Below are 25,704 nucleotides of genomic sequence, written 5' to 3'. Positions count from 1 at the left end.
CATGCGCACCCAATCTTTCTCGCTCACCACCGCACGCACCCTGCTGGCCACCGCCAGCATCCTGACCTGCATCGCCGCACAGGCGGCCACCATCACCATCCAGAGCCGCGACCCGGTTGGCGAAGGCTTCAACGACCCAACCCCTGCCACGCCGGTGGGCGGCAATATGGGCACGACCGTGGGTCAGCAACGCTATAACGTGTACCGTTACGTCGCCGACATCTGGGAGCGCAACCTGAACAGCAACGTGGCGATCACCGTCTCGGCCGGCTGGGAAGCACTGACCTGCACCGAGACGTCGGCCGTGCTCGGCAGCGCCGGCGCATGGAATATCTGGCGTGATTTCCCGAACAGCAAGCCGAACCGCTGGTACCCGGCGGCACTGGCCAACAAGCTGGCCGGCGTGAATCTGACCGATGGCACCCCTGACGACGGCTCCGGCTTCGGCAACGTCGATATCAAGACCCAGTTCAACGTCAACCTCGGTCAGCCGGGCTGCCTGAGCGGCCGTACCTTCTACCTGGGCCTGGACGGCAATGCAGGCGGTCAGGTGAACTTCGCCGCGACCCTGCTGCACGAACTCGGCCACGGCCTGGGCTTCTCGGTGATCAGCGTGAATACGTCGAACGGTTACCGCATCAACGCGTCCGGCTCGGCCTATGTCGCCACCGGCGGCGTGCCGAGCGTCTGGGAAGACTTCATGTACGACAACACTGCCCAGAAGAGCTGGTTGAACATGACGTCGGCCGAACGCCGCGTCTCGGCCATCAACAATCTGGGCCTGGCCTGGACCGGCCCCAACTCGGTCGCCGGCGCCAGCATCCTGCGCTCGACGCCAATCCTGAAGGCCACGCCGCCGACCGGTGTCCTGCCGGTCATCAACTATCAAGCCTCGGCCTTCGGTCCGGTCCTGCCAGCCGTCTCGTCATTGGGCGCACTGGCGACGCTCACGACCCAGGCCGGTGAAACCGGTCCAGGCTGCGAACCGTTCAATGCGGCCAATATCGCAGCGGTGCGCGGCAAGGTGCCGATCATCAGCCGCGGTACCTGCGGCTTCGCCGTGAAGGTCAAGAATGCGCAGAATGCCGGCGCAGTGGGCGTTCTGCTGGCAAACAACGTTGATGGCGACATCGCACCGGGCGGCGCCGATCCGACCATCACCATTCCGTCGTTCGGTATCACCCAGGCAGCTGGCGATGCATTGAAGGCCGCCGTGGCCGCGGCCAAGCCATACGGCACGCGTTCGCAGCCTGGCGTGGTGATCGCTTCACTGTCCACGGATCCAACCCGCAAGGCCGGCGCCGATTCACTGGGTCGTCCGCTGCTGTACACCCCAACGCAGCTGGCAGGCGGTTCGTCGGTCTCGCACTGGGATGTGACGGCGTCGCCAAACCTGCTGATGGAGCCGAGCATCAACGCCGACCTGACGCTGAACGTGTCGCCACCGTACGATCTGACGCTGCCACTGCTGAAGGATATCGGTTGGTAATCAACTGGTGAAATACGAAAACGCCACCTTGAAAGGTGGCGTTTTTTTTACTGCCGACATGATAGTGGATCAGAAGATCAGGTACAGGAGCACCAGTACCACGACCGGGATGCCAAGCAGCCAACCGATGAAATATTTACCCATGATGTACTCCCTTTCGCATGTGCGTTGTCGATGGGTTGATCTTGCGCCACGCGCCAATTCTGGTCAGTACGCTACTGCACGCCCGCAAAGAAAATAATTCATGCCGCCATGCCTTCTGGCGCGCACGGCAGGAACGCGGTGCGACGTGGTTTTTTTGGCAGGGCTATACTGAATTGTCACGCGCATCGTACCGCCCGAAGCACGGGCTTCGCGGCGCCCCGATGCGCCCATTCACTATCGAACAGGGGACAATATGCCTACAACCTGGATTATTGCGGCCAATGCCGGCCGTGCACGTATCTTCGCCGATGTCGATTCCGCCAAGTCGTTGCAAGAAGTGGAAGACCTGGTCAATCCCGCTGCGCAACAGCGCGTACTGGATATCGTGACCGACAAGCTGAGCCCACGATCGGCCGGCACCAGCGGCCACAATATTGGCGGTGGCCAGGGCGGCGGCTTCGAGCACGCGACACAGGCCGGCGCGCCAGGCAGTGACTACCAGCCAGCCGTCACGCCGGCCGAGCACGAAGCGCAAAAGTTTGCCAAGGACGTCGCAGCGTATCTGTTGCAAGCGCACCAGAAAAGCCAGTTTCAGCACCTGATCGTGTCGGCCTCGCCCGAGTTCCTCGGCCTGCTGCGCACGGCGATCGATCCCCAGGTCAAGGGGCTGATCACGCATGAGCTGAACAAGGACTACACGCACTCGAGCGGCCACGAACTGCGTGGCCAACTCGCGGCCCAGCTGGAAAAAGCATAAGTCCGGCATAACACCCGGTCTCTTGAACACCGACAGGCCCGCCACCCGGCGGGCTTTTTTGCATTCAAGGCTGTGCTTGCTCGACCGGCGAAAAAATCGCGCGCAGATCCTCGGCCCCGATCGTCGGCGCCAGTTCGGTGTCGTTTGCCAGCAGGGCATTGGCCAGATCGCCTTTACGGCGCTGCATTTCCTGGATTTTCTCTTCCAGCGTCCCGCGCGCGATCAGCTTGTAGACGAACACTGGCTGCGTCTGGCCAATGCGCCAGGCGCGGTCGGTGGCCTGGTTTTCGCTGGCCGGGTTCCACCACGGATCGTAGTGGATCACGGTGTCGGCCGCCGTCAGGTTAAGGCCTACGCCGCCGGCCTTCAGGCTGATCAGGAACACGCCCACCTGCCCCGCCTGGAACGCATTGACCGGTGCGGCGCGGTCGACCGTGCTGCCGGTGAGCTCGACGTAGGCGATGTTACGCGCGATCAGTTCGTCGGCGATCAGCGCCAGCATGCTCGTAAACTGCGAGAACACCAGCACCTTGCGGCCTTCGCTGATGAGGGTATCGAGCAATTCCATCAGCGCCTCGAGCTTGGCCGAACCGCCGGCAGCACCGGTCTTGAGCAGGCGCGGATCGCAGCACACCTGGCGCAGCTTGAGCAGGGCTTCGAGAATCACGATATGGCTGCGCGCCAGGCCCTTGCGGTCGATCTCGTCGCGCACCTTGCGGTCCATCGCCACGCGCACCGTTTCGTACAGGTCGCGCTGCACGCCGCCCAGCTCGACCGGCAGGATGATTTCGGTCTTGGGCGGCAGTTCGGTCGCCACCTTGTCTTTGGTCCGGCGCAGCATGAACGGTTTGAGGCGCCGCACCAGCAAATCCTTGCGCCCCGTGTCGCCGCCCTGCTCGATCGGTTTGCGAAACACGGTGTTGAAGCCCCGCTCGTCGCCCAGCAAGCCCGGCATCAGGAAGTGGAATTGCGACCACAGCTCGCCCAGGTGGTTCTGCACCGGCGTGCCCGTCAGGCACAGGCGATGGCGCGCTTCGAGCAGGCGCGCCGTCTGCGCCGCCTTGCTGCGGCTGTTCTTGATGTACTGCGCTTCATCGAGGATCAACAGGTGATAGCGATGCGCGCGCAGCGCCACCTCGTCGCGCCCCAGCAGCGCGTAAGTGGTGAGCACCAGATCGACACCGCCGATGCCGTCGAACAGCGCCGTGCGCTCCTTGCCGTGCAGCAGCAGCACGCGCAGGCCGGGCGCGAAGCGGGCCGCTTCGGCCTGCCAGTTCGGCATCAGGCTCGTCGGCGCCACGACCAGTGCCGGGCGATCGAGCCGCCCTGCTTCTTTCTCGACCAGGATGTGGGCCAGTGCCTGGATGGTCTTGCCGAGTCCCATGTCGTCGGCCAGGATGCCGCCGAACTCGTACTCGCGCAAGAACTGCAGCCAGGCCAGGCCGCTGAGTTGGTAAGGCCGCAGCTCGGCCTGCAGGCCAAGTGGCAGCCCGACCGGCCGGATGCCGTCGAAATCGTTGAGCTTGCGGCCCAGTGCGCGCAGGCGCTCGCCGCCCATCCAGCGCAGGTGCGCGGCGCGCTCGAGCTCGGCCAGCCGCGCCGCATCCATATACGGCAGGCGCACCCGGCTGCCCATGCGCTCGGTGAAGTACAGCTCGCCCAGCGTGGACAGGATCGGCTTGATGCGGCCCCAGGGCACGGCCACGCGCGTCTCGTCGTCGAGCTCGATCACCAGGGCGCCATCGTCGGCGCGCGCGGCCAGCGCCGCCGGATTGAAGTCAAGCGGCGCGGCGCGGATCATCGTGACCAGCAGCGGCAGCAGCGCATGGCGCTGGCCACTCACGACAATGCCCAGCTCGAGCGCGAACCAGGCCTGGCCCCCCTCGCCTTCTTCGTCGAGCTCGGCGTACCAGTCATCGACTGCGAGCAGATCGTAGCGATAATCGGCCGCGGTCTCGACGAGCCAGCCGGCGGCCTCGATCTGCGGCACCACGTCGCGCGCAAAGGCGACCCACGCGCCCTCGTCGGCAAGTTGCACCGCGCCGGGCAGCTTGACCAGCGGCGAGTCTGGCAGCGGCGCGAAAAACCCGAAGCCGGCCAGCATCGCTCTCGCCGCCGCCTCGAGTGGGGCGTTGCGCACGATAAGCTGGACCTCGGCATTGTCGACGCGGCGCAGCACGGGCCCGTCATCGACTTCGGCGATCCAACCGTCGTAGTCGAACAGCAGCGTGGCATGGTCGTGCCAGCGGTGCTCGCCCCGATGCTTGGCCAGCATGCTGTCGAGCAGCAGCAATGGCACCGGCGCCACGTCGCTGCGCTCGTGTGTCTCGAGCAGCTGTGGCAGGGGGAATACGCCATCCAGGCCGAGCTCGGCCATGCGCGCGGCCACGCTGGCGCGATGTTCCGGCCACAGCAACGGCGCCTGTTCCACCGCATCGAGCAGCATTTCCAGTTGCAGCGGCGCCAGCAAAGCCGGCAACGCCAGCTCGCCGATCTCTTCGCCATCGATGTAGCAGGCAGGTTCAGTGGGCAGCACTTCCTCGGGGATGTCCCGTTCGCGCGCGCCGCCCCCTGCAAATTGCCAGCTCAACTGAAGCGCTTCGGGATCGTTGTCCAGCGGATGCCAGTCGATGACAGCGGCGCGCTGCGGACCGGCCGACAAGGGAAACACGCGGCCGCGCGCCAGGTCTTGCGCCGTGTGGGCACGCAGCAACCGGCCCTGCGCGACAAGCTGGCCGAGCAGGCGTGCGCCCAGCGCGCCCTGCGGCCGCGCGACGCCCAGGCTGCTTGACGCAGCCGCGAGGCCGGCAAACTGGCGCAACAGCTCGACGTCGCCCGTCGCCATCCAGGCCGGTGGATCGCGCAGCAGTGAGTGGTGGTTGATGTCGTCATAGGTGGTGCCGATGCCGCCACGTTTGCCCTGGCGGCCTTTGCGCAGGTGCAGCCGGGAGCGGCCGCTGGCCTGGTCGGGCACCAGCACCCAGGCCAGCACGGTGGTCGCCCCGGTGCCCGACAGCGCCGGCTGCGACACCTGGCGCAGTTGCGAGAGCTGCATCAGCCAGTGTTGCGCCACGACGTTGGCCACAGCGGGCGGCAGCCGCGTTTCGCGTTCGCGCTGCTCGATGTCCTTGACCAGGACCGACACCACGTGCTTGCAGTTGTAGCCGACCGGACAGGTGCAACGGCCGTCGAAGTTGACCTGTTCGTGCCGGGTGAACACCCGGATCGTCTGGCTGTAGATTGCCCCGCCGCTGCCGGCGACTTCGCCGACCAGCCGGTCGTCCGACCATTGCGCGGCCAGCACATTGCCATCATCGGCATAGTCGTGACCACGCTGCAGGGCGCCGCGGTCGAAGTTGTGCGTCAGGTCGGCGTAATCGTAATGCATGGGCGAATCGGGCAATCATGGCGGCGAAGCCACCATTATCGCCCGAACGCGCCGATTCTTACTGCGTGACGATCTTGATCTGCTCGACGTCCACGGTGGACTCGCCGAACATCTCCTTGTCGTACTCGCCGGTGAGCTCCACCAGCGTGTTGTGGTCGACCGTCACACCGGCCGGGAAGCGGTCAGAATCGATCTCGACCGTGATCTTGCCGCTGGCATCGGTGAACTCGTAATTCTCGTCGCCCTTGTGGCTGGTGAGCTTGCCCTTGAGGCGCACGTACTGGTCGTCCTTGCCGTTGGCCAGTAAATCCTTGGCCGTCATGAGCGGCGCGCCCGATGGGCCCGCGTAGCCAGACGGGACAGCCTTGGTGGCCGGGCCGGCGACGGCGGTCGGGGTGGCGGTGGTGGCGGTCTGGGCAATGGCTGCTGCCGAACCGGCGCACAACAGGGCGATGCAAGTGAGTCGGGAAATCCGTTTCATGATCAGTCCTCGGTAGTTGGTGGGTCGTCGCCTGCACATCGTTGGCAGGCACGGACGCATTACACCGGGCGGACATTAAACCGATCTTAAAGATCGAGCGTGACGCCAAGCCCCCGGCCATCCAGGCCCGCGCCGAACGTCAGCACGATGCCATGCAAATCGGCGATGCGCTTGACGATCGAGAGCCCGAGCCCGCTGCCCGCTTGTCCCTGCCCCAGCACGCGGAAGAAGCGCTCGCTCAGGCGCGCGCGGCTGGCCTCGTCGACACCGGGGCCGTTGTCGCGCACGGCGATGCGGTCCCCCCCGGCGTGTCGCCGCGCCTCGATGGCGATGCGGCTGCCGTCCGGGCAGTAGCGCAGCGCGTTGTCGAGCAGGTTGCGCAGCACGATGTCGAGCATCTGCGGGTCGGCCTGCACATGCTCCAGCTCGCAGTGCACGGCAATGACGATGCCGCGCCCTGCCGCCTCGTGCGCATGCGCGCCCACCAGCCGTTCGAGCAGCGCCGACAAGGCCACCGGCTGGCGCACCAGCTGTTCGCGCGCCAGCGGGTCCAGACGTGCAAGCGTCAGCAGGCTGTCGACCAGCCCGGTCGTGCGCGCGATATCGTGGCGCAGCTTCTGGAACGGCGCGGCCAGTTCGGGATGCTGGCGCTGCAGCAGTTGCACGTGCATGTGCAGGCCCGCCAGGGGCGTGCGCAACTCGTGCGCGGCATCGGCCGTAAAACGGCGCTCGGCCTGCAGCGCCGCTTCCAGGCGGCCCAATACGCCGTTGAGCGCCTGGACGATCGGCAGCACTTCGCGCGCCTGGCCGGCGGTGGCCACCTGCGTCAGGTCTTGCGGCGTCTTGGCGGCGATAGTGGCCGCCGTCTGGCGCAAGGGTTTCAATACGCGCCCGGTCAACACCCAGCACACGAGCGCCAGCAGCAGCAGAAAGCCCAGCACGGGCAACCACAGCGATTCGGCCAGCTCTTCGAGGATATCGAAGCGTTTGCGCTGCTGCTGGCCGACCTGGATCTCGACGCTTCGGGCGGCGTCGCGCACGACGAACACGCGCCAGGGTTCGCCGTTGTTATGCACTTCGGCAAAGCCGTCCTGCTCGTCGAAGTTCGTCACGAACGGTTGCGCTGGTGCGCCGCCGGTGCGCTGTATCACGCGGCCATCGGCCACGATCTGGTACTGCATGTCGATCTTGTCGCCATGGCGACTTTCGAGGCCGGGCCGCAGCAGCAGGCCCCGCTCGTTCCAGTCGGTGGTGGCGGCCATGATCATGTGGCCCGATTCTTCGAGCGCGTCGTCGAAGACCTCATTGGTCTCCTGCCAGGCGATGACGGTGACGATGCCCAGGCTGGCCAGCCACAGCACGGTGCTGGCGGCAACGATGGCCGTCAACAGGCGCCGGCGCAACGACCACGGCTGCGCATCGTTCCCGGCTTTATTCGCCATCGTTCTTCATCCGATAGCCCAGGCCGCGCACGGTGACGATGGCATCGCTCCCGAGTTTCTTGCGCAGGTTGTGCACATAGACCTCGATCGCATTGCTTTCGACTTCATCGCCCCAGCCATACAGCGTTTCTTCGATCTGGGCGCGCGTGACGATGCTGTTCTTGCGCAGCAGCAGCGCATACAGCACGTTGTACTCGCGCGCCGTGAGCGCGACCGGTGCCCCGCGCAGGCTGGCAGCCTTGGTGTCGAGATTCAGCGCGATCTCGCCATGCGCCAGTTCATTGCTCACCTGGTTGGCGCCACGGCGCACGGCGGCGCGGATGCGGGCTGACATTTCCTCGAGTTCGAACGGCTTGACCAGGTAGTCGTCGGCGCCCAGGTCCAGGCCCTCGACCCGGTCGGCCAGTGCATTGAAGGCGGTGATCAGGATGACGGGCACGCCGTTGCCGGCCGCGCGCAACTGGCCCAGCAAGGCGTCGCCCGAGAGACCCGGCAAGCCGCGGTCGAGCAGCACGCAATCATAGTGATGGGTCATCAGAGCGGTCTGCGCCGAGTCGCCGCGCTGGACCCAGTCGACGGCATGGCCGTCAAGGCGCAACCAGGCCTGGATGGTGTCGCCAAGGGAGAGGTCGTCTTCGACTAGCAGGATGCGCATGGGGACTGTCAGATTCGGTAATGAACGTGGGGTTGGTGGGAGCTGATCTGCCCGCCGCCAACGCGTTCAACCATAACATGCGTAACAGCAACGGGATCAGACCTTGTCTGCCCATCCTCGCCATGCAAGGTGAACCGAATCTTAAAGACGCCAACGAAGACGATGAGATTGTGTGAGTTTTCAGCGGCGCCAATGTCGTAGACTATCAACCGTCCCTACTGAACTCAGACCCATGACATCCCGACTCGACTTCATATGGTTAACCGCACCGGCGGCCTCTTTCATGGTGTGTGTTGGCGTGCTGGCAGCCAGCCAGTCTCTGGCTGCCGATGCAAATTTCTGCACGTCGATGTGCGAATCGGCGCAGCAGGAATGCCGTGCCGAGGCCCGGTCAGGCGGCAACGAACGCTTTATGCCACCGCCGGACAACACGCGCAATCCCCTTGCCCGAACAGCCGAAAGCGAAGTTCCCGGCCAGGGCACACGTGCCTTGCAGGCGGCCGGTGACACGCACCGCCGGCTTGACCGGACGAGTGCGTGCGAGAAGTCTTACCAGCATTGCACACGCAGTTGCAGCATCCAGGCCGCGACAGACCGGCAGGCAGCGCCACCGCGTCGGTAACGCGCTAATCAAGGCGCAGCTACGCCTTCTTCAGCGCCGACGCCTTGTGCGCCGCCTCCGCCCCGGTCTTGTCGCTCACCACCAGATATTCGGGATGCTCTTTCGACGCCGCGACATGGTGACTCTTGATGTCGGTTGGCGCCGTCAGTTTCTTCTTGATCTTGCCAGTGACCGTGCCCTGGGACGATTCCCACTGCACCTTGTCGCCGGCCTTGAAGGTCGTCGTCATGATTCACTCCTTGTCAAGAATGCCATGGACCGGGGCCGCCCCCGGTCCACATAACACTTACTGACCCGGTTTGAGAATCACCTTGGTCCAGCCATCGGCGCGCTTGTCGAACTGCCGGTACGCGTGCGGCGCTTCGTCCAGCGACAACTCGTGCGAAATGATCTGCGACGGCTTGGCGCGCCCTGCGTGGATCAGCTTGGCCAGGCTGCGGTTGTAGGCCTTGACGTTGGCCTGGCCATTGCCGATGCGCTGGCCCTTGAACCACAATTTGCCGTAGTCGAAGGCCAGCTTGCCTTCCTTGGCAAGCTCGTCCTTCGCACCCGGGTCTTCCGGCAGGAACACGCCCACCACGCCGATGCCGCCGGTCGGCTTGACCGCTTCGACCAGGTTGTTCATCGTCAGGTTCGGCACTTCCTTGCCGTGCTTGTCGCAGCACTGGTAGCCCACGCACTCGCAGCCGCAATCGGCGCCCTGCCCGTCCGTCAGCTCCTTGATCTGCGCGGCGCCGTCGCCTTCGGTGTCATCGATGCCGATCGCGCCCATCTTCTCGGCCAGCGCCAGGCGGTCCTTGTTCGGATCGACCACGAACACGCGGCTGGCGCCCTTGATGAAGGCCGACATCGCCGCCATCAGGCCGACCGGCCCGGCGCCGTAGATAGCGACTGAGTCGCCCGGCTTCATTTGGGCCAGTTCGGTCGCGTGGTAGCCGGTCGGGAAAATATCCGACAGCATGACGTAATCGTTTTCCTTCTCTTGCGCATCTTTCGGCAGCACCAGGCAATTGAAGTCGCCATATGGCACGCGCAGCAGTTCGGCCTGGCCGCCGCTGTACGGGCCCATGCCGGCAAAGCCGTAGGCCGCGCCTGCGTTGCCCGGATTACACGTCAGGCAAAAACCCGTCAGGCCGCGCTCGCAGCTTTCGCAAAAGCCGCAGCCGATATTGAATGGCAGGCATACCATATCGCCGACTTTTACGCGGTCGACCGCCTTGCCCACCGCGATGACTTCACCCATGTTCTCGTGACCGAGGATGCGGCCGGTTTCCATGCTGGTGCGGCCTTCGTACATGTGCAGGTCGGACCCGCAGATATTGGTGGTGGTGATGCGCACCAGCACATCGGTCGGCTTTTCAATGGTGGCGTCCGGCATGTTCTTGATCTGGACGTCGCATGGTCCGTTGTAGACAAGTGCTTTCATTGGTATCCCTTCGTGAGGCGTTCGGTGACTAAAACACCTACTCTGGGAGGCGCACGATTGATGCTCTGTTCGCTAACTCACGAACCGCCGGCATCCGGCATGAATCGCTACGTGCCCGCCGACACAAGGGTAGCGAGATGCGTCGACACGGCGTTCAGTTCGAGCAGCAGTTCGCGCACGCCCTCCCACACGATCTGCACGCCAAGGCACAGCAGGATGAAGGCCGTCAGGCGCAGAAACACGGCGGTGCCGGCGTCGCCGATCAGCCGCAAAAAGTGCTCGCCATAGCGAAACGCCAGATACAGAAGCACGCCGATCAGCGCCAGCGCCAGCAACGCGCCGCCCATGCGCGCCAGCGAGACGACCAGCTCGCCATCATGCAGCGAGACACCCACCGTGATGGCGACGGCGATCGACGCAGGTCCGCAACTGATCGGGAACGTCAGCGGATAAAACGCCTGGCGGTGCGCATGATCGGACGTGAACGCCTCGGCCAGGGAAGCCCGGCTGTCCGGCGTCGTCGGGGTCGCGCCAAGCAGGCGCCATGCTACCGACGCGAGGATCAGGCCCCCACCGATACGCACGATCGGCAACGAGATACCAAAAAAATCCAGCACGTACGAGCCGACCAGCATCGAGCCGGTCATGAGCCAGAACATATTGCGCGCGATCCGGCGCGCCAGCAGCGTGCGGGTGGTGGGCGACGCGCCTTCCGTCATGCTCAGGAAGATCGGCGCCGTCGCGGCCGGGTTAAGGATCGGCAACATCGTCGCCAGCACGAGCAGGAAGCTCTTGGCGACTGCCAGCAGTAATGCGAGGGTCATGACGGGCCTGATGTCTTCACTTCTCGACGATCTGGCGTACGCGCCGGCGCAGCTCGCGCTCCTGCTTCTCGTGCGCAGCCCAGTCTTCGCGCACCCCGCGCCACAGCGAAACCAGCATCAGGATGATCACCAGCGAGAACGGCACGGCGAACACGATGGTGGCCGTCTGCAGCGCCTTCAGGCCGCCCGCCAGCAGCAGGCTGATCGCGATGCCGGCGATCAGCCCGCCCCACAGCAGCTTGCTGCGCGTGGTCGGATTCGGATTGCCGCCGCTGCTCATCATGCCCAGCACCAGCACGGCCGAGTCGCCCGACGTGACGAAGAATACCAGCACCAGCACGGTGGCCACGGCCGACATGATCATGCCGAACGGCAGCGCATCGAACATGGCGAACAGCGCGGTGGCGGTGTCGGCGCGCACCGCGTCGGCAATCGGGATCTGCTGCCAGATCTGCATGTGCAGCGCAGTGCCCCCGAAGATCGAGAACCAGATGAACGCCGCCAGCGTGGGTGCGAGCATCGTGCCGAGGATGAACTCCCGGATCGTGCGGCCTTTCGATACGCGCGCGATGAACAGGCCCACGAACGGCGACCAGGAAATCCACCAGGCCCAGTAGAAGATGGTCCAGCTGCCGACCCAGTTGCTGTCGCGGAACGGCGTCGCGCGCAAGCTCATGCGCACGAATTCGGTGACATAGTTGCCCAGTGTGCTGGTCAGCGTGTCGATGATCGCCACGGTCGGGCCCAGCACGAACACGGCCAGCGCCAGCAAGGCCGCCATGCTCATGTTCAGGTTCGATAAAAGCTTGACGCCGCGCGTCACGCCGCTGACGGCCGAGCCGAGGAACAGCACGGTCGCCACCAGGATGATGCCGATCTGGGAGAAGTCGCTGACTTCAAGGCCGAACACGGTGTTCATGCCATTGTTGATCTGCAGCGCGCCCACGCCGAGCGAGGCCGCCACGCCGAAGGCAGTGGCCACCACGGCCAGGCCGTTGAAGAACCCACCCATATGCCTGACGATCGGCCAGGGCAGCGCATTCGTGACGGTACTGACCAGCGCGACACCGCCGCGCCGGTACTGGAAGAACGCAATCGCCAGGGCCACGGCGCTGTACACCGCCCATGGGTGGATGCCCCAGTGGAAGAAGGTGTAGCGCATGGCGGCGCCGGCCGCTTCCGGGGTGTTCGAGACGGTGCCGGGCGGCGCCTCGATGTAGTGCGAGATCGGTTCGGCCACGCCGAAGAACACCAGGCCGATGCCCATGCCGGCGGCAAACAGCATAGAAAACCAGCTGCCCAGGGTGAATTCGGGCTCGTCGTCGTCGTCGCCGAGCTTGAGGTTGCCGTAGCGGCTGAACGCCAGGAAGGCAACGAAGATCACCATGCCGAGCACGACCCAGAGGTAGAACCAGCCGAAGTTGCGGGTGACGGTGGCAAGGGCGGTGTCGAACACCGGGCCCATGGTGTCGGGCGAGATGACGCCCCATAGAACGATGGCAAGAATGAATCCGGCCGATAGTGCTGTTTGCATACAGTCTCCGGAGACAAGAACGCACGGAGCGTTGAGATTTACTTGAGGGAATCGATCATTGTAAATAATTCATGCGTCGACTGCGCCACGATAGCCAATCCATGCATGACGGCAACGTCACGACAGCCGTTGAAGACGTGCTGTTATGGATGACTGGACGCCGCCTGCCGGGTAAGCGATAGTAGCGCCTGCCTTTCAGTAAGTACATTCAATTACCCAACCGGATTCATGATGCCTGACTCGCCAATCTCGTCCTCCGTCCCGCCAATCACCCTGTCCAGCAGCCTCCCGGGCGCCCCGTGGCTGGTTCAGGGACCGGTCGATGGCCAGGCGGCAAACGCGCCGCTGGTATTCAAGTTCAGCGAAACGATCCAGCTCGGTCGCGGCACCGTGACGATCCGGTCTCCGGCGGGCACCTACACCGAAACGATCGGCGCCGGCGCCAGTGTCACGGTCGCGGGCGACACCCTGACCTACACGCCACCGCAGCGCCTGGCCTATGCCAGCAACTACATGATCGAATTCAGTGCCGGCGTCGTGCTCGACCTCGATGGCAATGCCGCCAACGGCGGCTATGTCAGTGCGTATTTCCGCTCAAGCCTCAGCCCGGTAGCAGTGAACGTCACCGGCGGCGCTGCCGGCGAGACCCTCGACGGCAGCGACCTGGCCGACCGCATCGATGGCGGCGGCGGCGCCGACACGATCAATGGTCATGGCGGCGACGATGTCCTGATCGGCGGCGGCAATCCGACGGCGGACTGGGACGAACGCGATACGCTCGACGGTGGCGCCGGCAACGACACCTTGTACGGCTTCGGCGGTCACGACTACCTGCGCGGTGGCGCCGGCGCCGACAAGCTGTACGGCGGCGACGGCAACGACAACCTCGATGGCGGCGAAGGCGACGACCTGGTCGATGGCGGCGCCGGCAACGATATCCTGCGCGGCGGCACCGGGCTGAACCACCTGCTCGGTGGCGAAGGCAACGACCAACTGTACGCTGACGGCGGCGACGGCAGCGGCATCGTCGATGGCGGCGCTGGCGACGATATCCTCAATGGCCACGGCGGCTACACCTATCTTGGCGGCGCCGGCAATGACACCATCAGCATCGAACCGGCGTCGTACTTCGGCGGCCCGGTGACCACCGCCGACGGTGGCGAAGGCGACGATACGATCACCGTCGACCTGTACGCCGAGGCGCGCGGCCAGCTCACGCTCAGCGGCGGCGGCGGCAGCGACGTGTTCGCCGTGCGCGACTATGGCGAAGGCAAGAACGGCGCGCAGGCCGTGATCACCGACTTCACGCCAGGGGCGGGCGGCGACCGGCTCGGCATCGACCAGATCCAGAGCGTGCGCGACGGTGGCAATCCGTTCGTCGATGGCCGCCTGCGCCTGAGCGCAGCGGGCGCCGACACGCTCCTGCAGATCCGTCAAGCCGACAACCCGGCGGTCTACAACACGCTCCTCACACTGACTGGCGTGCAGCCGTCACAGCTGACGGCGGATAATTTTTTGTACGGTTATAACCCGCTCGGCGGCACGACCGGCACGACGCTGCGCGGGAGCGAGAGCCGGGACGACTTGCGCGGGTCGCTGCTGGACGACACCCTGCTCGGCCTGGGCGGCAACGATTACCTCACCGGCGACAAGGGCGACGATGTGCTCGACGGTGGCGACGGCGACGACCAGCTGCACGAAAGCGAAGGCAGTAACACCCTGCTCGGCGGCGCCGGCAACGACAGCCTGAGCGTCAATTCCAGCGGCGCCAACCGGCTCGACGGCGGCGCCGGCAACGACAATCTGCGCGGCGGCGGTGGCGCCGACACCTTGCTGGGCGGGGCCGGCGACGACACGCTGCTCGTCAGCGGTGAGTCGAACACTGCGGCGCGCACCGTCACGCTCGACGGCGGCGACGGCAACGACACGCTCAATTTCTACGGATTCACCGGGCCGGTCACGGTGCGCGCGACCGGCGGCGCCGGCGCCGACACCTTTGTCTTCAACACTTCGGGCCAGGACGTCGTCATCACCGACCTGGGCGCGGGCGACCGCATCGACCTGAACATGCTGCTTTCCGGCAGCGCGCCCGGCAACCCGTTCGGCGCCGGCGGTTACCTGAAAGCAGTGCAGGACGGCCCTGACGTACACCTGCTGCACGACGCCGACGGCGCCGCCGGCAGCGCGCGGGGATGGGTCCAGGTTGCAACCCTGGCCAATACGACGCTGGCTGCGCTGACCGGTGCCCAGTTCGTCGGCGGCTTCGATCCGAGCGGCACCGACCGCGGCCTGACCCTGACCGGCACGCCGGGCCGCGATACCCTGGTCGGCGACGAGATGGCAGACACCATCGACGGCGGCGATGGCGTCGACCGGATCGAAGGCCGTGGCGGCGACGATGTGCTCAACGGCGGCGACGAGACGGTGCTGGGCGAAGGCGACACCATCTTCGGCGGCGCCGGCAATGACACGATGCGGGGCGGCGCCGGCAACGACACGCTGTATGGCGAGGCTGGCGACGATCGCCTGTTCGGCGACAGCGGCAGCGACGAGCTGCGCGGCGGTGCGGGCAATGACGTGCTCGAAGGCGGCAGCGGCAACGACTACCTGACGGACGGCGACGGCGCCGACATCCTGCGCGGCGGCGATGGCGACGACTGGCTGGACTCCAGCTGGTCGGCCAACGGCGTGACCATGGGCACGGAACTCGACGGCGGCGCCGGCAACGACACGTTCGAAGTTGGCCTGGGCACGAAGCTCGTGCTGGGCGGATCGGGAGATGACACGATCAAGGTCGTGAGCGGCTATGGCGGCCCCTCCGCAGCGCTGGTGGTCGATGCCGGTATCGGTGACGACACCATCACGATCCAGGGCGGCGCCGACAGCATTCGCCAGGTGACGCTGCTGGGCGGCGCTGGAACCGACCTGTTCCGCTTCGAGCCGCAGCAGGCGTTCCCGACGCTGAGAATCACCGACTTTCAGACCGGCGCCGGTGGCGACGTGCTCGACCTGTACTCCATGCTCGGCAACATTACCGGCAATCCGTTCGGCGCGGACGCGCGCGCGCGCCTGGTCCAGGACGGCACGCGCACCCTGCTCCAGCTCGACGCCGACGGCGCCGCCGGTACGGCCCTGTTCGTCACTGCCATCGTGTTCGAGAACACGACGGCAGGCGCCTTCACGGCAGCCAACTTCACTGAAGGGTTACGGCCCGACGGTTCCTCGATCGGCCTGGAACGCAATGGCGGACCGGCTGCCGAACACATCGTCGGCGGCCGGCTGGACGACACGCTGCGCGGCGGCGCCAATGTCGACAGCCTGGAAGGCCGTGACGGCAACGATTACCTCGACGGCGGCGAAGGCGACGATTTCCTGTACGGCGGCGATGGCAACGACCGGCTCGAAGGCGGCGCCGGCAACGACCAGCTCAACGGGGATGCGGGCAACGACGTGCTGCGCGGCGGCGACGGCCACGATTACCTCAGCGATCTGTACGGCGACAGCATCCAGTACGGCGGCGCCGGCAACGACCGGCTGGTCGTGAGCGGCGCAGGCAACCATGCGCTGTACGGCGAGGCCGGTGACGATCACTTGACCGCCGGCGGCGGCGCCGGCCTGCTCGATGGCGGCGATGGCAACGACCGCTTCTCGATCCAGGGCGCCTATATGGCATCGGCCGGCGGTCTGTTCCAGGTCCGCGGCGGCGCGGGCGACGACGTCGTCGACATGTCGGGCACGAACGGCCTGCGGCTCGATATCGCGGGCGGCGCCGGCAGCGACACCTACCGTCCGCTGGGCGGCGCCGGCAGCTACACGTTCACCGTCACCGATTTCACCACCGGCCCGGGCGGCGACCGGATCGACGTGCTCGCGCTGGCCACGCCCGAGGGCGGCAATCCGTTCGCACCGACCGGCACCCTGCGCATGCTCCAGCGCGGCGCCGACACCGTGCTGCAAATGCGCCCCGCAGGCGGCGACGCCGCGACGTTCAAGGACATGCTGGTGCTGCAGAACGTGCAACGCAGCGCCCTGAGCCTGGACAATTTCGTGCTGAACCTGAATCCGGACGGTTCGACGCTCGGGCTGCAGCGCGCCGGCACGAGTGGCGCCGACGTGATGGGCGGCGGCTGGCTCGATGACCGGCTCGATGGCGGCGCCGGCAACGACGTGCTGCGCGCCGGCATGGGCAACGATACCCTGCTCGGCGGCGACGGCGACGATGTGCTCGATGGCGACGATATCGCGTTCAACGACGACCCCGAACTGCCGTACACCTGGCGCTCCGAACGCACCGGCAACGACCGGCTCGAAGGCGGTGCCGGCAACGACACCCTGCACAGCAGCGTCGGCAACGATGTGCTGCTGGGCGGCGCCGGCAACGACCTGCTGCGCCTCGATGGCCGCAACAGCATGCGCGAATTCACGCAGCTGGTCGTGCTCGACGGCGGCGACGGCGACGACCGCCTGCTCGTGCGCGGCTATCTCGCGCAAGGCGCCACCGTCGAGATGACGGGCGGCGCCGGCAGCGACACGTTCTCGCTGCGCACGCTGGCCTACGAGGGCGCCTTGACCATCCTCGACTTCCAGGCCGGCGCCGGCGGCGACGTGCTGGACGTCTTCGAGCTTGGCGGCTGGGACGGCGAAGCGCCATTCCCGGACTACTACCGGATGGTGCAACGCGGCGCCGACACCGTGATCCAGGTCGACATCGATGGCCCGGGCACCTACCGTCAACTGGTCGACCTGGTCACGCTCAAGAACGTGGTGCTCGAAACGCTGGTGGCCGGCAATATGCGCTATGGCTACCTGCCCGGCTCGGTCGCCACCGATGGCGTCACGGTGCCCGGCACGGACGGACAAGACCGGCTGGCCGGCGGCCTGGGCGACGACGTCCTGGAAGGCGGCGCCGGCAACGACAGCGTGCAGGGCGCCGGCGGCAACGACATGATCCTTGGCGGCGACGGCGTCGACACCGCACTCTACAGCGGCGTGCGGGCAAACTACGAGGTCAGCGCGCGCGGCCAGATGTTCAACACCGACACGTTCCGCGTGGCCGACCTGCGCGGCGGCGTGCACGATGGGCGCGACCTGGTCCTCGACATCGAACGCCTGCAATTCGCCGATGGCGCCCTGGCGCTCGACACGCAGGGCGCGGCAGGCCAGGCTTACCGCATCTACCGCGCCGCGTTCGACCGCGCGCCCGACGAGGTGGGCCTGGGTTACTGGATCGCCGCCCTCGATCGCGGCGCATCGCTCGGCGCGGTGGCCGGCGGCTTTGCCGATTCGCAGGAATTTCGCGACCTGTACGGCGCGGCGCCGAGCAATGCCGAGGTCGTCGGCCTGCTCTACCGTAACGTGCTGGACCGCACTCCGGACGGGGATGGCTTCGCATTCTGGCTCGACGTGCTCGACTCGGGCCGCGACACGGTGGCCGGCGTGCTGGCCTCGTTCAGCGAGAGCGGCGAAAACGTCGCAGCCGTGGCCGAACTGATCGGCCAGGGCATCGCCTACCAGGCCTGGGGCGGCTGATGCACGGCGTGGCCCAGCCCTTGTTGTCAGGGCCACACATAGTTCGCCACGGCAGTGGCTTTGGTCGCATAATTGATCAACGATGTCATGACGATATGCGATATGCCACCGATCCACGCCGCCCTTCCCAGCCACATTCCTGCCGCCGCTACCTGCGCGCCGCCCCGGCTTTCGCCCGTGTCTCGTTTGTCGCGCCTGTACGAAGTCATGGACCTGATGCTCGGTTCGGTGGGCGACCCGCTGGCGCTCGGCAGTCTGGCCGCGTCCGCCAGTTACTCGAGCTACCATTTCGACCGCATCTTCCGTGAACTGACCGGCTTTTCGGCCGTGGACTATCAGCGCAAGCGGCGTCTGCGCCGCGCTGCCCACCTGCTGCGCCACGAACCCGACGTGCCGGTCGGGCGCATCGCCCAGGATTGCGGCTTTCCGTCCAACGCCGCCTTTGCCAAGGCCTTCCGCCAGCAATTCGGCATGCCGGCCAAGGCCTGGCGCGATGGCGGCTGGCGCGTCTACATGGATGCCCAGGTCGGGCGCGAGAGCGATGTCAGCTTCTTTGTCGCCGAACCGGGCGAACTGACTGCCTTGAACACGCTTTACTCCGCCCCGAGCCCGGGCAGCGTCGCCGCGCGTGTCACGCTGCGCCAGTTGCCGGCGCTGCAGCTGCGCTACCAGCGCTTCTTCGGCCAATCGGGCGCGGCGCTGTCGCTGGCCTGCAATGCGTTTATCTGCGCGCAAGAAAGCGCCGGCATCGAACGCGGCGCGCCGTGGTACGGCGTGTTCGACGAAGACCCGGGGTTTACCGGCGAGCGCGAATACTGCTACGACTTCGGGTTCGACGCCGGCTTGCTGGCCGACCCGGGCCTGGGCCTGCGCGTGCTGCCGGCCGGGATGGTGGCCATCCTCGAGTTTCGCGGCGAGTGGCCGCGTTTTCGCGCGATGTACGAAGACTGGCTCGAGCACCAGTCGGTGTGGCGGCTCGATGCGACGCGCCCGCATATCCAGAAGGTCGCGCGCACGGCCGACGGCGGGTGGCAGGGCTGGCTGGCCCTGCCCGTCAAGAAGCGCTGACCTTGCCCGGCGCGTCCATGCGCATGAAGCGGCTGAGGACCAGCACGGGCAGTGCCGCCAGCAGCACCCACAAGAAGAAATCGCGGTAGCCCAGCGCCTGCTGGATGTCGCCGCTGATCGTGCGAAACAAGACAAAACCCAGTTGCATGAAGCCGGTGCCCAGCGCGTAGTGCGCCGCCTGGTACGGCCCGCTGGCCACGACCTGCATGATAAACAGGATCACGCCGACAAAACCGAAGCCGTAGCCGAACATCTCGATGCCCAGCGCGCTCACGATCAGCGGCATCGATTCGGGCTGCGCGTCGCTCAGGTACCAGAACACGGCATTGGGCAGGTTCATCGCCAGGATCAACAGCGGCAGCGCGCGCCTGAGGCCCAGCCAGGCCGTGAAGTAGCCGCCGGCGATGCTGCCGGCCAAAAAGGCCGCCGTGCCCACCGTGCCGTACACCCAGCCCACCTGCGCGGTGCTCAGGCCCAGCCCGCCGGCCTCGCGCGCGTCGCGCAGGAACAGCGGCCCGATCGACTGGATCTGCCCTTCCCCGGCGCGAAACAGGATGATGAACAGGATCGCCATCCAGATGCCGCGCTTGGCGAAGAAGGTCTTGAAGACGTCCGACAGCGTGGCCCCGATATCGCCCAGATTGCGCACCTGCCCGGCAAGCTTCGGCGTGGCCGGCAGCGCATGCCAGTGGTACAGGCCAAGCGCCACCATCAGGCCACCGAGCAGTAGGAACACGACGGTCCAGGCGGACGCGATGCCGAAACGTTCTTCGAGCTCGCCGGCCAGGATCAACAGGCCGCCAAGCGAGATGAACTTGGCCGCGTTGAAGAACGCGCCCTGCCAGCCGGCATACGCCGCCTGTTCACGCGTGTTGAGGCTCGCGATATAGATACCGTCGGCGACGATGTCATGCGTGCTCGAGGCCAGCGAGACGATCGCCAGCAGCGCCAGGCACAAGGCAAACCACATCGGCAGTTGCAGGGCCAGCGCCACCAGGGCCAGGCAGGCGCCGCCGAACAGCTGGCAGGTGACGACGGCCATGCGCCGGCTCGGGGCGAGTTCCAGAAACGGACTCCACAGCGCCTTGAAGGCCCAGGCCAGGCCGAGCAGACCCGTCCAGCGGGCGATCTGGTCGTTCGGCACGCCCATACTCTTGAGCATCTGGCCGGCGACCAGCGCCACCGCGTAGAACGGCAAGCCCTGCGCCAGGTACAGCGTGGGCACCCACGACAGCGGGTGCCGGCGTGGCGCATGGTGGACCGGGGCAGCGACAAGCGTCTCGTTCATGGCGTATCCAGATTCAGGGTGACGATGCGGCTGGCGCGGCCGTGCGTATCGATGCTGGCCAGTTTCACGACGGCGACGCCGTCCACCGCCACCGGGTGTGTGTAGCGCGGGCTGCTGGCGGTGGGGTCGCGGCCATCGATAGTGTAATGCAGGGCCAGGCCGGGAAAGTCGGTATTCGCCTGCAGCACGCCGGCCTGCACGATCGCACCGGGCGGCGGCAGGCGGTAGTGCCAGCCCTGGCGATCGAGGCGCGGCAGCTCGCGCCGGCCAAGGCGGTTGGCGAATTCGTTCCAGTCCGGGGGATTGTCCTGGGCCGACCACGCGCGCTCGGCCAGGCCGAGCATGCGCGGCATCGCGAGATACTCGAGCCGCGCACGGGAGCACACGTTCTCGCCCCACAGCTGGCCCTGCAGGCCGGTGACGCCGGCGCTTGGCCTCAATGCAAAGGTGTCGCGCGTGCCGACGAAACCGGCCCAGTAATAGCCTGGTTCGAGCGGATGCTTGGCGTGGGCGAAGTCGAAGTACAGGCTCGTGGCGTTGGCCAGCACGACGTCGAATCCGGCCGCGGCCAGCGCGGTCGCGCAATCCCGGTCGGCGGACAGGCCGCCGTTGTTCCAGACATAGACGTGAAAGTCGCGCCCGGCCTGGCGCAGGTCGGGCGCGAGCAGACCATCGGCGCCGGGTGTGAGCGCTGTTTCTTCCCAGCCGGCGAAAGCGATGCCATGCCGGGCCAGGATCGCGCGGCAGCGGGCCTGGAAGTCGTCGCGCAACTGGCGCACGTCAAGCCAGCCATGCTCGCGCATGCGTCCCTGGCACAGGGGCGAGCCGATCCAGGCGCCGACCGGCACTTCATCGCCGCCCGTGTGCAGCACGGCCAGCGGTACATCGGCCTGGCGGTACAGTGCGGCGACTTCCGTGACAACGGTGTCGATGAAACGGTCGACCGACGGCAAGGCGATGCACATCACGTTGTCATGCCACAGCTGCACCGATTCGTAGGTCGATGTGTCGTTCGGGTCGCTGAGCAGGTATTCGACCGCGCCGGCGATATCGCCTTCAGCCAGCTTGCGCGCATGCCGCACGCGCATCGCTTCGACCGCCGCGCGCGCATGGCCCGGCAGATTGAATTCGGGGATCACGTCGATGTGGCGCGCCTTGGCGTGGCGCAGGATCGTCACGAACTGGTCGGCCGTATAAAAACCGCTGCCGTTGGAGGCGTCGACCGTTGCGCCGGAACCGAACGATGGTGGCAAGCAGGCGCCAACGCCACGGTGCGCGCCGATCCCGGTCAGTTCGGGCAAGGCGGCAATCGCCAGGCGCCAGCCCTCGTCGTCGGTCAAATGAAAATGGAAGCGATTGAGTTTATAGGCGGCCATGCAGTCGAGCAGGCGCAGCACGGTGTCGACGCTGGAAAAGTGACGGGCGACGTCGAGCATCATGCCGCGATAGGCGTAGCGCGGCGCATCCTGCACCGATCCCAGCGGCAGCGCGCCATCGGGCGACAACAGCTGCGCCAGGCTTTGCAGGCCGTTGAAGACGCCGTGCGCGCTGGCGCCTTTCACCAGCACGCGGCCACTGTCGATGTCGAGCGCATACGCTTCACTGCCAGCTTCGGCGACGGGCCCGATCTCGAGCACGATCGATCCATCGCCCGGCGGCAGGTCTGCCAGCAGCGTGCGCAGAAAAAACGTTTCGTTCTCGAGCCCGGGGCCGTTCACGATCGCCGCAGCGCGTCCCAGCCGGCACTGGCCGCCTGCGAACTGCGCCGAGCGTGGACGCGGCGTGATGCGCCCAATCTCGGCCTCGTTCAACAGCGTCAACGCCGTGTTCTGCGCGAACCGCCAGGGAGCATCGGCGGTGGGCGCCGCATCGCCCCGATGACGGTGCCGCTGCTCCGGCCGCACGAACGGCACAATGACCGGGTCGCCCAGGTCGACGGCCGCGCCGCCCTGTCCCGGCAGCAGATAAAAGCCCAGCGGCGCATCGGTGATGCTGATCGCCCAGTGCAGCGCCTCGTAGTCGAGCGTGTGCGTCTGCCCTGGCAGCCAGGCGCCGCCGCCCGGCATCGACAGTGCAAACAAGTCGCCATTGACGTGCGCAATGGCGTAGCCGGCGCTGACGGTCTCGGACAGGATCTTGCGGCAGGTGTTGAAGCACAGCGTCCAGCCGGGTGCGACAGGTGCAATGCCATCATTGCGCAGCACGAGGCGCGCCGTAAACGCGTCGTCGCGCGTGAAGTTGCTCAGGCATTCCCAGGCGATGTGGATCGCCGGGCCGCCAGCGGGTCGGTCCGTCATGGGTGTCCGGGGTCGATGCAGGGTAGGAGCGAGGCGGCCGCGGCCGCCTCTGCAGGATTACAGCTTGCCGCGCAGGCCGAGGAAGAAGGTGCGGCCGTTCGAGTAGAAGGCGCGTGGCCGGTCCTCGTTTTCGGCGTACATCTTGATGGTCTCGTTGGTGAGGTTGAGCGCGTCGAACGTGAGCGTGAAGCGTTCGCTCAGCTTGACGTTGACCGAGCCGGCCAGGGACGGCATGTCGTCCACGTGCTGGCTTGCGCCGCGGTCCACGCCGGCCTTGTACTTCGAGCGCCAGTTATAGGCCAGGCGCGCCGAGAAGCGTTCGTTCTCGAAATAGCCGGTCACGTTATACGTGTTGCGCGACGAGTTGATGAGTTCACCGCCATCGTCGAGCTCACCATCGGCAAAGGTGTAGTTCACCAACAAGCCGAAGTCATTCGCCACCGGCTGCTGCCAGCTCAGTTCCACCCCGCGATTGCGTCCGCCCGTGTTGTACGGCGACGTGATCTGGTACTCGGTCAGCGTGCTGCGCTTGTTGTTGTAATAGGTGCCGGTCGACGTGCCCTGCGCCACGATCGAGCGCAGGTCCATGTAGAACAGGCCGGCCGAGAGCAGCGCCTTTGGCGCGTAGTACCACTCGGCGCCGACGTCGAAATTGGTCGAGCGCACCGGGTCGAGGTTGACGTTGCCGCCGTTGCCGCTCAGGGCGTCGTCATTGAGCGAGACCGAGCCGCCCAGCGCGCTGTAGTCGGGGCGCGCGATGGTCTTGGCCAGCGCCGTGCGCAGCACCAGGTCGGGCGTCACGTTGTACTTCAGGTTGGCGCTTGGCAGGTAGTCGCGGTAGGTGCGCTTGAACGTCGTCGGCGTGTAGGCGCCAAAGGCCGAGCCGGTGATCGGCGCGGGGCCGCCTGGCAGGTTGACGACCGTGTTCTGGCGCGTCTCGACGGCGCGCAGGCCGATATTGCCGCTCCAGCCATCGCCGCCGAAGTCGACCATGCCGTACAGCGCCGCCGTCTTCTCGCCCACTTCGAATTCGTTCATCCAGTTGTGGCGCAGCACGTAGTCGAGCAGGCGGTTGCCGGGGATCGCGCCCCAGGCGCCCAGCGCCGCGCCATCGTACTTGAAGTAGTTGGATGCCACATTGCCGCCGAGGTCGTTGCCGAAGTCGCTCGGGTACAGTTGGCCATTCCAGGCCGGGCCCGGATTGGTAAAGCCCAGCGGGCCCGGCCGGGTTTCAAGAGGATGCTCGGCATTGCGCTGGTGGTCGGTCCAGCGCGCGCCGAAGCGCACGGCCTGGAAGGTTGGATTGTCCAGGCGCAGTTCGCCATCGAGCTGGGCGTACTGTTCCTTGTCCACCGATTGCGATTCGCCGCCGCCGGCCCAGGCCGTCGAGCCGGGCGAGACCGTGTTGCCGCCGGGGTAGCTGACCGATGCCGGCGATAACCCATTCAAACCGTACACCATGCCGCCGTCGACGTTGTTCTGGTAGTAGACGTCGTCGCGGTCCCAGCCCACGCCGTGGGTCTTGCCGACCTTGCCCGACAGCGTAAAGCGCTCGCTGACGCGCCACTTGCCATTGAAGTCGAGGTACCACGATTCGCCGCCCGCATCGGGGCGGTAGATGTTGTCGACCTCGCCCGCGTTGCGCGTGAATTCGGCGGCCACCAGCGTGTTGTTGCGCACGACCGGATTGAGCGGAATCAGGTTCAGGCTATTGATCGAATTGGCCGGCGCGGCCAGCCAGTTGGTGTTCTGGTGCGGCGCTTCGAGCTTCGAATAAAAGCCGTTGAAGTCCAGCGTCAGGTCGCGGTTCGGACGCAGCTCGATGTCGAAGGCGCCGCCGTCGCGCTTTTTCTCCTGCTCGAACAGCGCCGCGCCGATGAAGGTCGGCACGACCACGCCGGCCAGCGCAGGATTGGCAAGCGCTGCGGCGCTCGTCGGGCTGATCGGGGTGTAGCCGAGGATTTCCTGGCCATCGCGCCGCACCGTCGATTTTTCGGAGAAGCCCTGGAGCAGGATGCCGGCGGTGTTGCTGGCGTTCTTCCAGTTCACGAGGCCCGACACGTGCGGCTCGGTCTTGCTGGAGAGGTCGTTGTAGTTGGCCTGGATCGAGCCTTCTACCGTGAGTTGCTGCCTGAAGTCGAGCGGGCGGCGCGTGATGACGTTGATGGCGCCGGAGACGCCGCCTTCGACCAGGTCGGCGGTCGGGCTTTTCTGGACCACGATCGAGCCCACCAGTTCGGATGGCAGCAGCGAGAAGCTGCTCGAGCGGCCGACGTTGCCGCCGATCTGGTTCAATACAAACCAGTCGCCGGTGCTGATGGCGTGGCCGTTGAACAGCGTCTGTTGCAGGCTCGGACTGGTGCCGCGCAGGCTGACGCGGTCATTCTCGCCGAAGCCGCCTTCGCCGCCGGCGGACGATTGGGTGTTCACGCCGGGCAGGCGCGAGATGGCGTCGGCCACGTTTTTATCGGGCATCTTGCCGATGTCTTCGGCGGTGACCACCTCGACCACGGCGTCGCTGTCGCGCTTTTGGCGCAGCGATTGCTCGAGCGCGGCGCGCACGCCCGTCACCACCACGGTCTGCGGTGACAGCACCGGCGCCTCCTGCGCGCCCGCCCCGCTCACCGCCAGGATTGCCACTGCCGCCGCGATCGCGGTCCGCTGATACTGACGTGCCCTCAACTCATTCATGTGCGCTCCAAACCAGGTTGGCCAACGGTTGTCAAACGGTTGTTAATGAGCGCATTGTGGTGGCATCCG

The 25,704-nt window shown here is 66.3% G+C and carries 16 protein-coding genes; 5 read left to right on the top strand and 11 right to left on the bottom strand.

What is annotated here, in order from left to right:
* Position 1 precedes the first annotated feature (1 nt).
* Positions 2-1,489: a PA domain-containing protein gene (locus AB2N08_RS21555; protein ID WP_367612954.1), complete on the top strand. Its 1,488-nt coding sequence runs from the start codon at positions 2-4 to the stop codon at positions 1,487-1,489.
* A 397-nt stretch (positions 1,490-1,886) separates the two neighbouring features.
* The gene (locus AB2N08_RS21550) at positions 1,887-2,390 is read left to right on the top strand and encodes a host attachment protein (protein WP_367612953.1); all 504 of its coding nucleotides are present in this window, start codon (positions 1,887-1,889) and stop codon (positions 2,388-2,390) included.
* A gap of 64 nt (positions 2,391-2,454) precedes the next feature.
* Here the strand turns inward: AB2N08_RS21550 and AB2N08_RS21545 are convergent, their stop codons facing one another.
* From AB2N08_RS21545 to AB2N08_RS21530, 4 genes are all read right to left on the bottom strand, one after another.
* Positions 2,455-5,778 (bottom strand): DEAD/DEAH box helicase, encoded by a 3,324-nt coding sequence (locus AB2N08_RS21545; protein ID WP_367612952.1) that lies wholly within the window; start codon positions 5,776-5,778, stop codon positions 2,455-2,457.
* Between the two features lie 58 nt (positions 5,779-5,836).
* A complete protein-coding gene (locus tag AB2N08_RS21540) occupies positions 5,837-6,259 on the bottom strand; it encodes a YgiW/YdeI family stress tolerance OB fold protein (protein ID WP_367612951.1) in 423 nt (140 codons plus the stop codon).
* Positions 6,260-6,345: 86 nt separating this feature from the next.
* Positions 6,346-7,701: an ATP-binding protein gene (locus tag AB2N08_RS21535; RefSeq protein WP_367612950.1), complete on the bottom strand. Its 1,356-nt coding sequence runs from the start codon at positions 7,699-7,701 to the stop codon at positions 6,346-6,348.
* Positions 7,691-8,356, bottom strand: a complete 666-nt coding sequence (locus tag AB2N08_RS21530; protein WP_367612949.1) for a response regulator — start codon at positions 8,354-8,356, stop codon at positions 7,691-7,693. Before AB2N08_RS21530 ends, AB2N08_RS21535 begins: the two co-directional genes overlap by 11 nt.
* Before the next feature lie 232 nt (positions 8,357-8,588).
* On the opposite strand from AB2N08_RS21530, the gene AB2N08_RS21525 reads away from it, so the two are divergent.
* A complete protein-coding gene (locus tag AB2N08_RS21525; protein ID WP_367612948.1) occupies positions 8,589-8,978 on the top strand; it encodes a hypothetical protein in 390 nt (129 codons plus the stop codon).
* Positions 8,979-8,997: 19 nt separating this feature from the next.
* On the opposite strand, the gene AB2N08_RS21520 is transcribed toward AB2N08_RS21525, so the two are convergent.
* The 4 genes from AB2N08_RS21520 to AB2N08_RS21505 all read right to left on the bottom strand — a co-directional run bounded on the left by AB2N08_RS21520 (position 8,998) and on the right by AB2N08_RS21505 (position 12,762).
* Positions 8,998-9,207: a DUF2945 domain-containing protein gene (locus tag AB2N08_RS21520; RefSeq protein ID WP_367612947.1), complete on the bottom strand. Its 210-nt coding sequence runs from the start codon at positions 9,205-9,207 to the stop codon at positions 8,998-9,000.
* Positions 9,208-9,264: 57 nt separating this feature from the next.
* On the bottom strand, positions 9,265-10,404 hold the full coding sequence (locus tag AB2N08_RS21515; protein ID WP_367612946.1) for a glutathione-independent formaldehyde dehydrogenase: 1,140 nt from the start codon (positions 10,402-10,404) through the stop codon (positions 9,265-9,267).
* 107 nt (positions 10,405-10,511) lie between these two features.
* Positions 10,512-11,228, bottom strand: a complete 717-nt coding sequence (locus tag AB2N08_RS21510) for a MarC family protein (protein ID WP_367612945.1) — start codon at positions 11,226-11,228, stop codon at positions 10,512-10,514.
* A 16-nt stretch (positions 11,229-11,244) separates the two neighbouring features.
* Positions 11,245-12,762 carry a BCCT family transporter gene (locus AB2N08_RS21505; RefSeq protein ID WP_367612944.1) on the bottom strand — a complete coding sequence of 506 codons (1,518 nt, stop codon included), beginning with the start codon at positions 12,760-12,762 and terminating at the stop codon, positions 11,245-11,247.
* Between the two features lie 231 nt (positions 12,763-12,993).
* On the opposite strand from AB2N08_RS21505, the gene AB2N08_RS21500 reads away from it, so the two are divergent.
* Together AB2N08_RS21500 and AB2N08_RS21495 are read left to right on the top strand one after the other, a co-directional pair.
* Positions 12,994-18,291 (top strand): type I secretion C-terminal target domain-containing protein, encoded by a 5,298-nt coding sequence (locus tag AB2N08_RS21500; protein WP_367612943.1) that lies wholly within the window; start codon positions 12,994-12,996, stop codon positions 18,289-18,291.
* 102 nt (positions 18,292-18,393) lie between these two features.
* Entirely contained in the window at positions 18,394-19,359 is a 966-nt protein-coding gene (locus AB2N08_RS21495; protein ID WP_367612942.1) for a helix-turn-helix domain-containing protein, read from the top strand.
* On the opposite strand, the gene AB2N08_RS21490 is transcribed toward AB2N08_RS21495, so the two are convergent.
* From AB2N08_RS21490 to AB2N08_RS21480, 3 genes are read right to left on the bottom strand one after another with little or no spacing between them, the layout of a single operon-like run.
* Positions 19,346-20,647 (bottom strand): MFS transporter, encoded by a 1,302-nt coding sequence (locus tag AB2N08_RS21490; RefSeq protein ID WP_367612941.1) that lies wholly within the window; start codon positions 20,645-20,647, stop codon positions 19,346-19,348. The two genes, AB2N08_RS21495 and AB2N08_RS21490, sit on opposite strands and share 14 nt — an antisense overlap.
* Positions 20,644-22,944, bottom strand: a complete 2,301-nt coding sequence (locus tag AB2N08_RS21485; RefSeq protein WP_367612940.1) for a family 20 glycosylhydrolase — start codon at positions 22,942-22,944, stop codon at positions 20,644-20,646. The genes AB2N08_RS21490 and AB2N08_RS21485 overlap by 4 nt, the downstream gene beginning before the upstream one ends.
* Before the next feature lie 57 nt (positions 22,945-23,001).
* A complete protein-coding gene (locus AB2N08_RS21480; RefSeq protein ID WP_367612939.1) occupies positions 23,002-25,635 on the bottom strand; it encodes a TonB-dependent receptor in 2,634 nt (877 codons plus the stop codon).
* Positions 25,636-25,704: the final 69 nt, after the last annotated feature.

The sequence above is a fragment of the Massilia aurea genome, from assembly GCF_040790145.1.
GTDB lineage: Bacteria > Pseudomonadota > Gammaproteobacteria > Burkholderiales > Burkholderiaceae_D > Telluria > Telluria aurea_C.
Note: the sequence above shows the minus strand (reverse complement) of the source record. Positions and strands in the feature narration are given on the sequence as shown.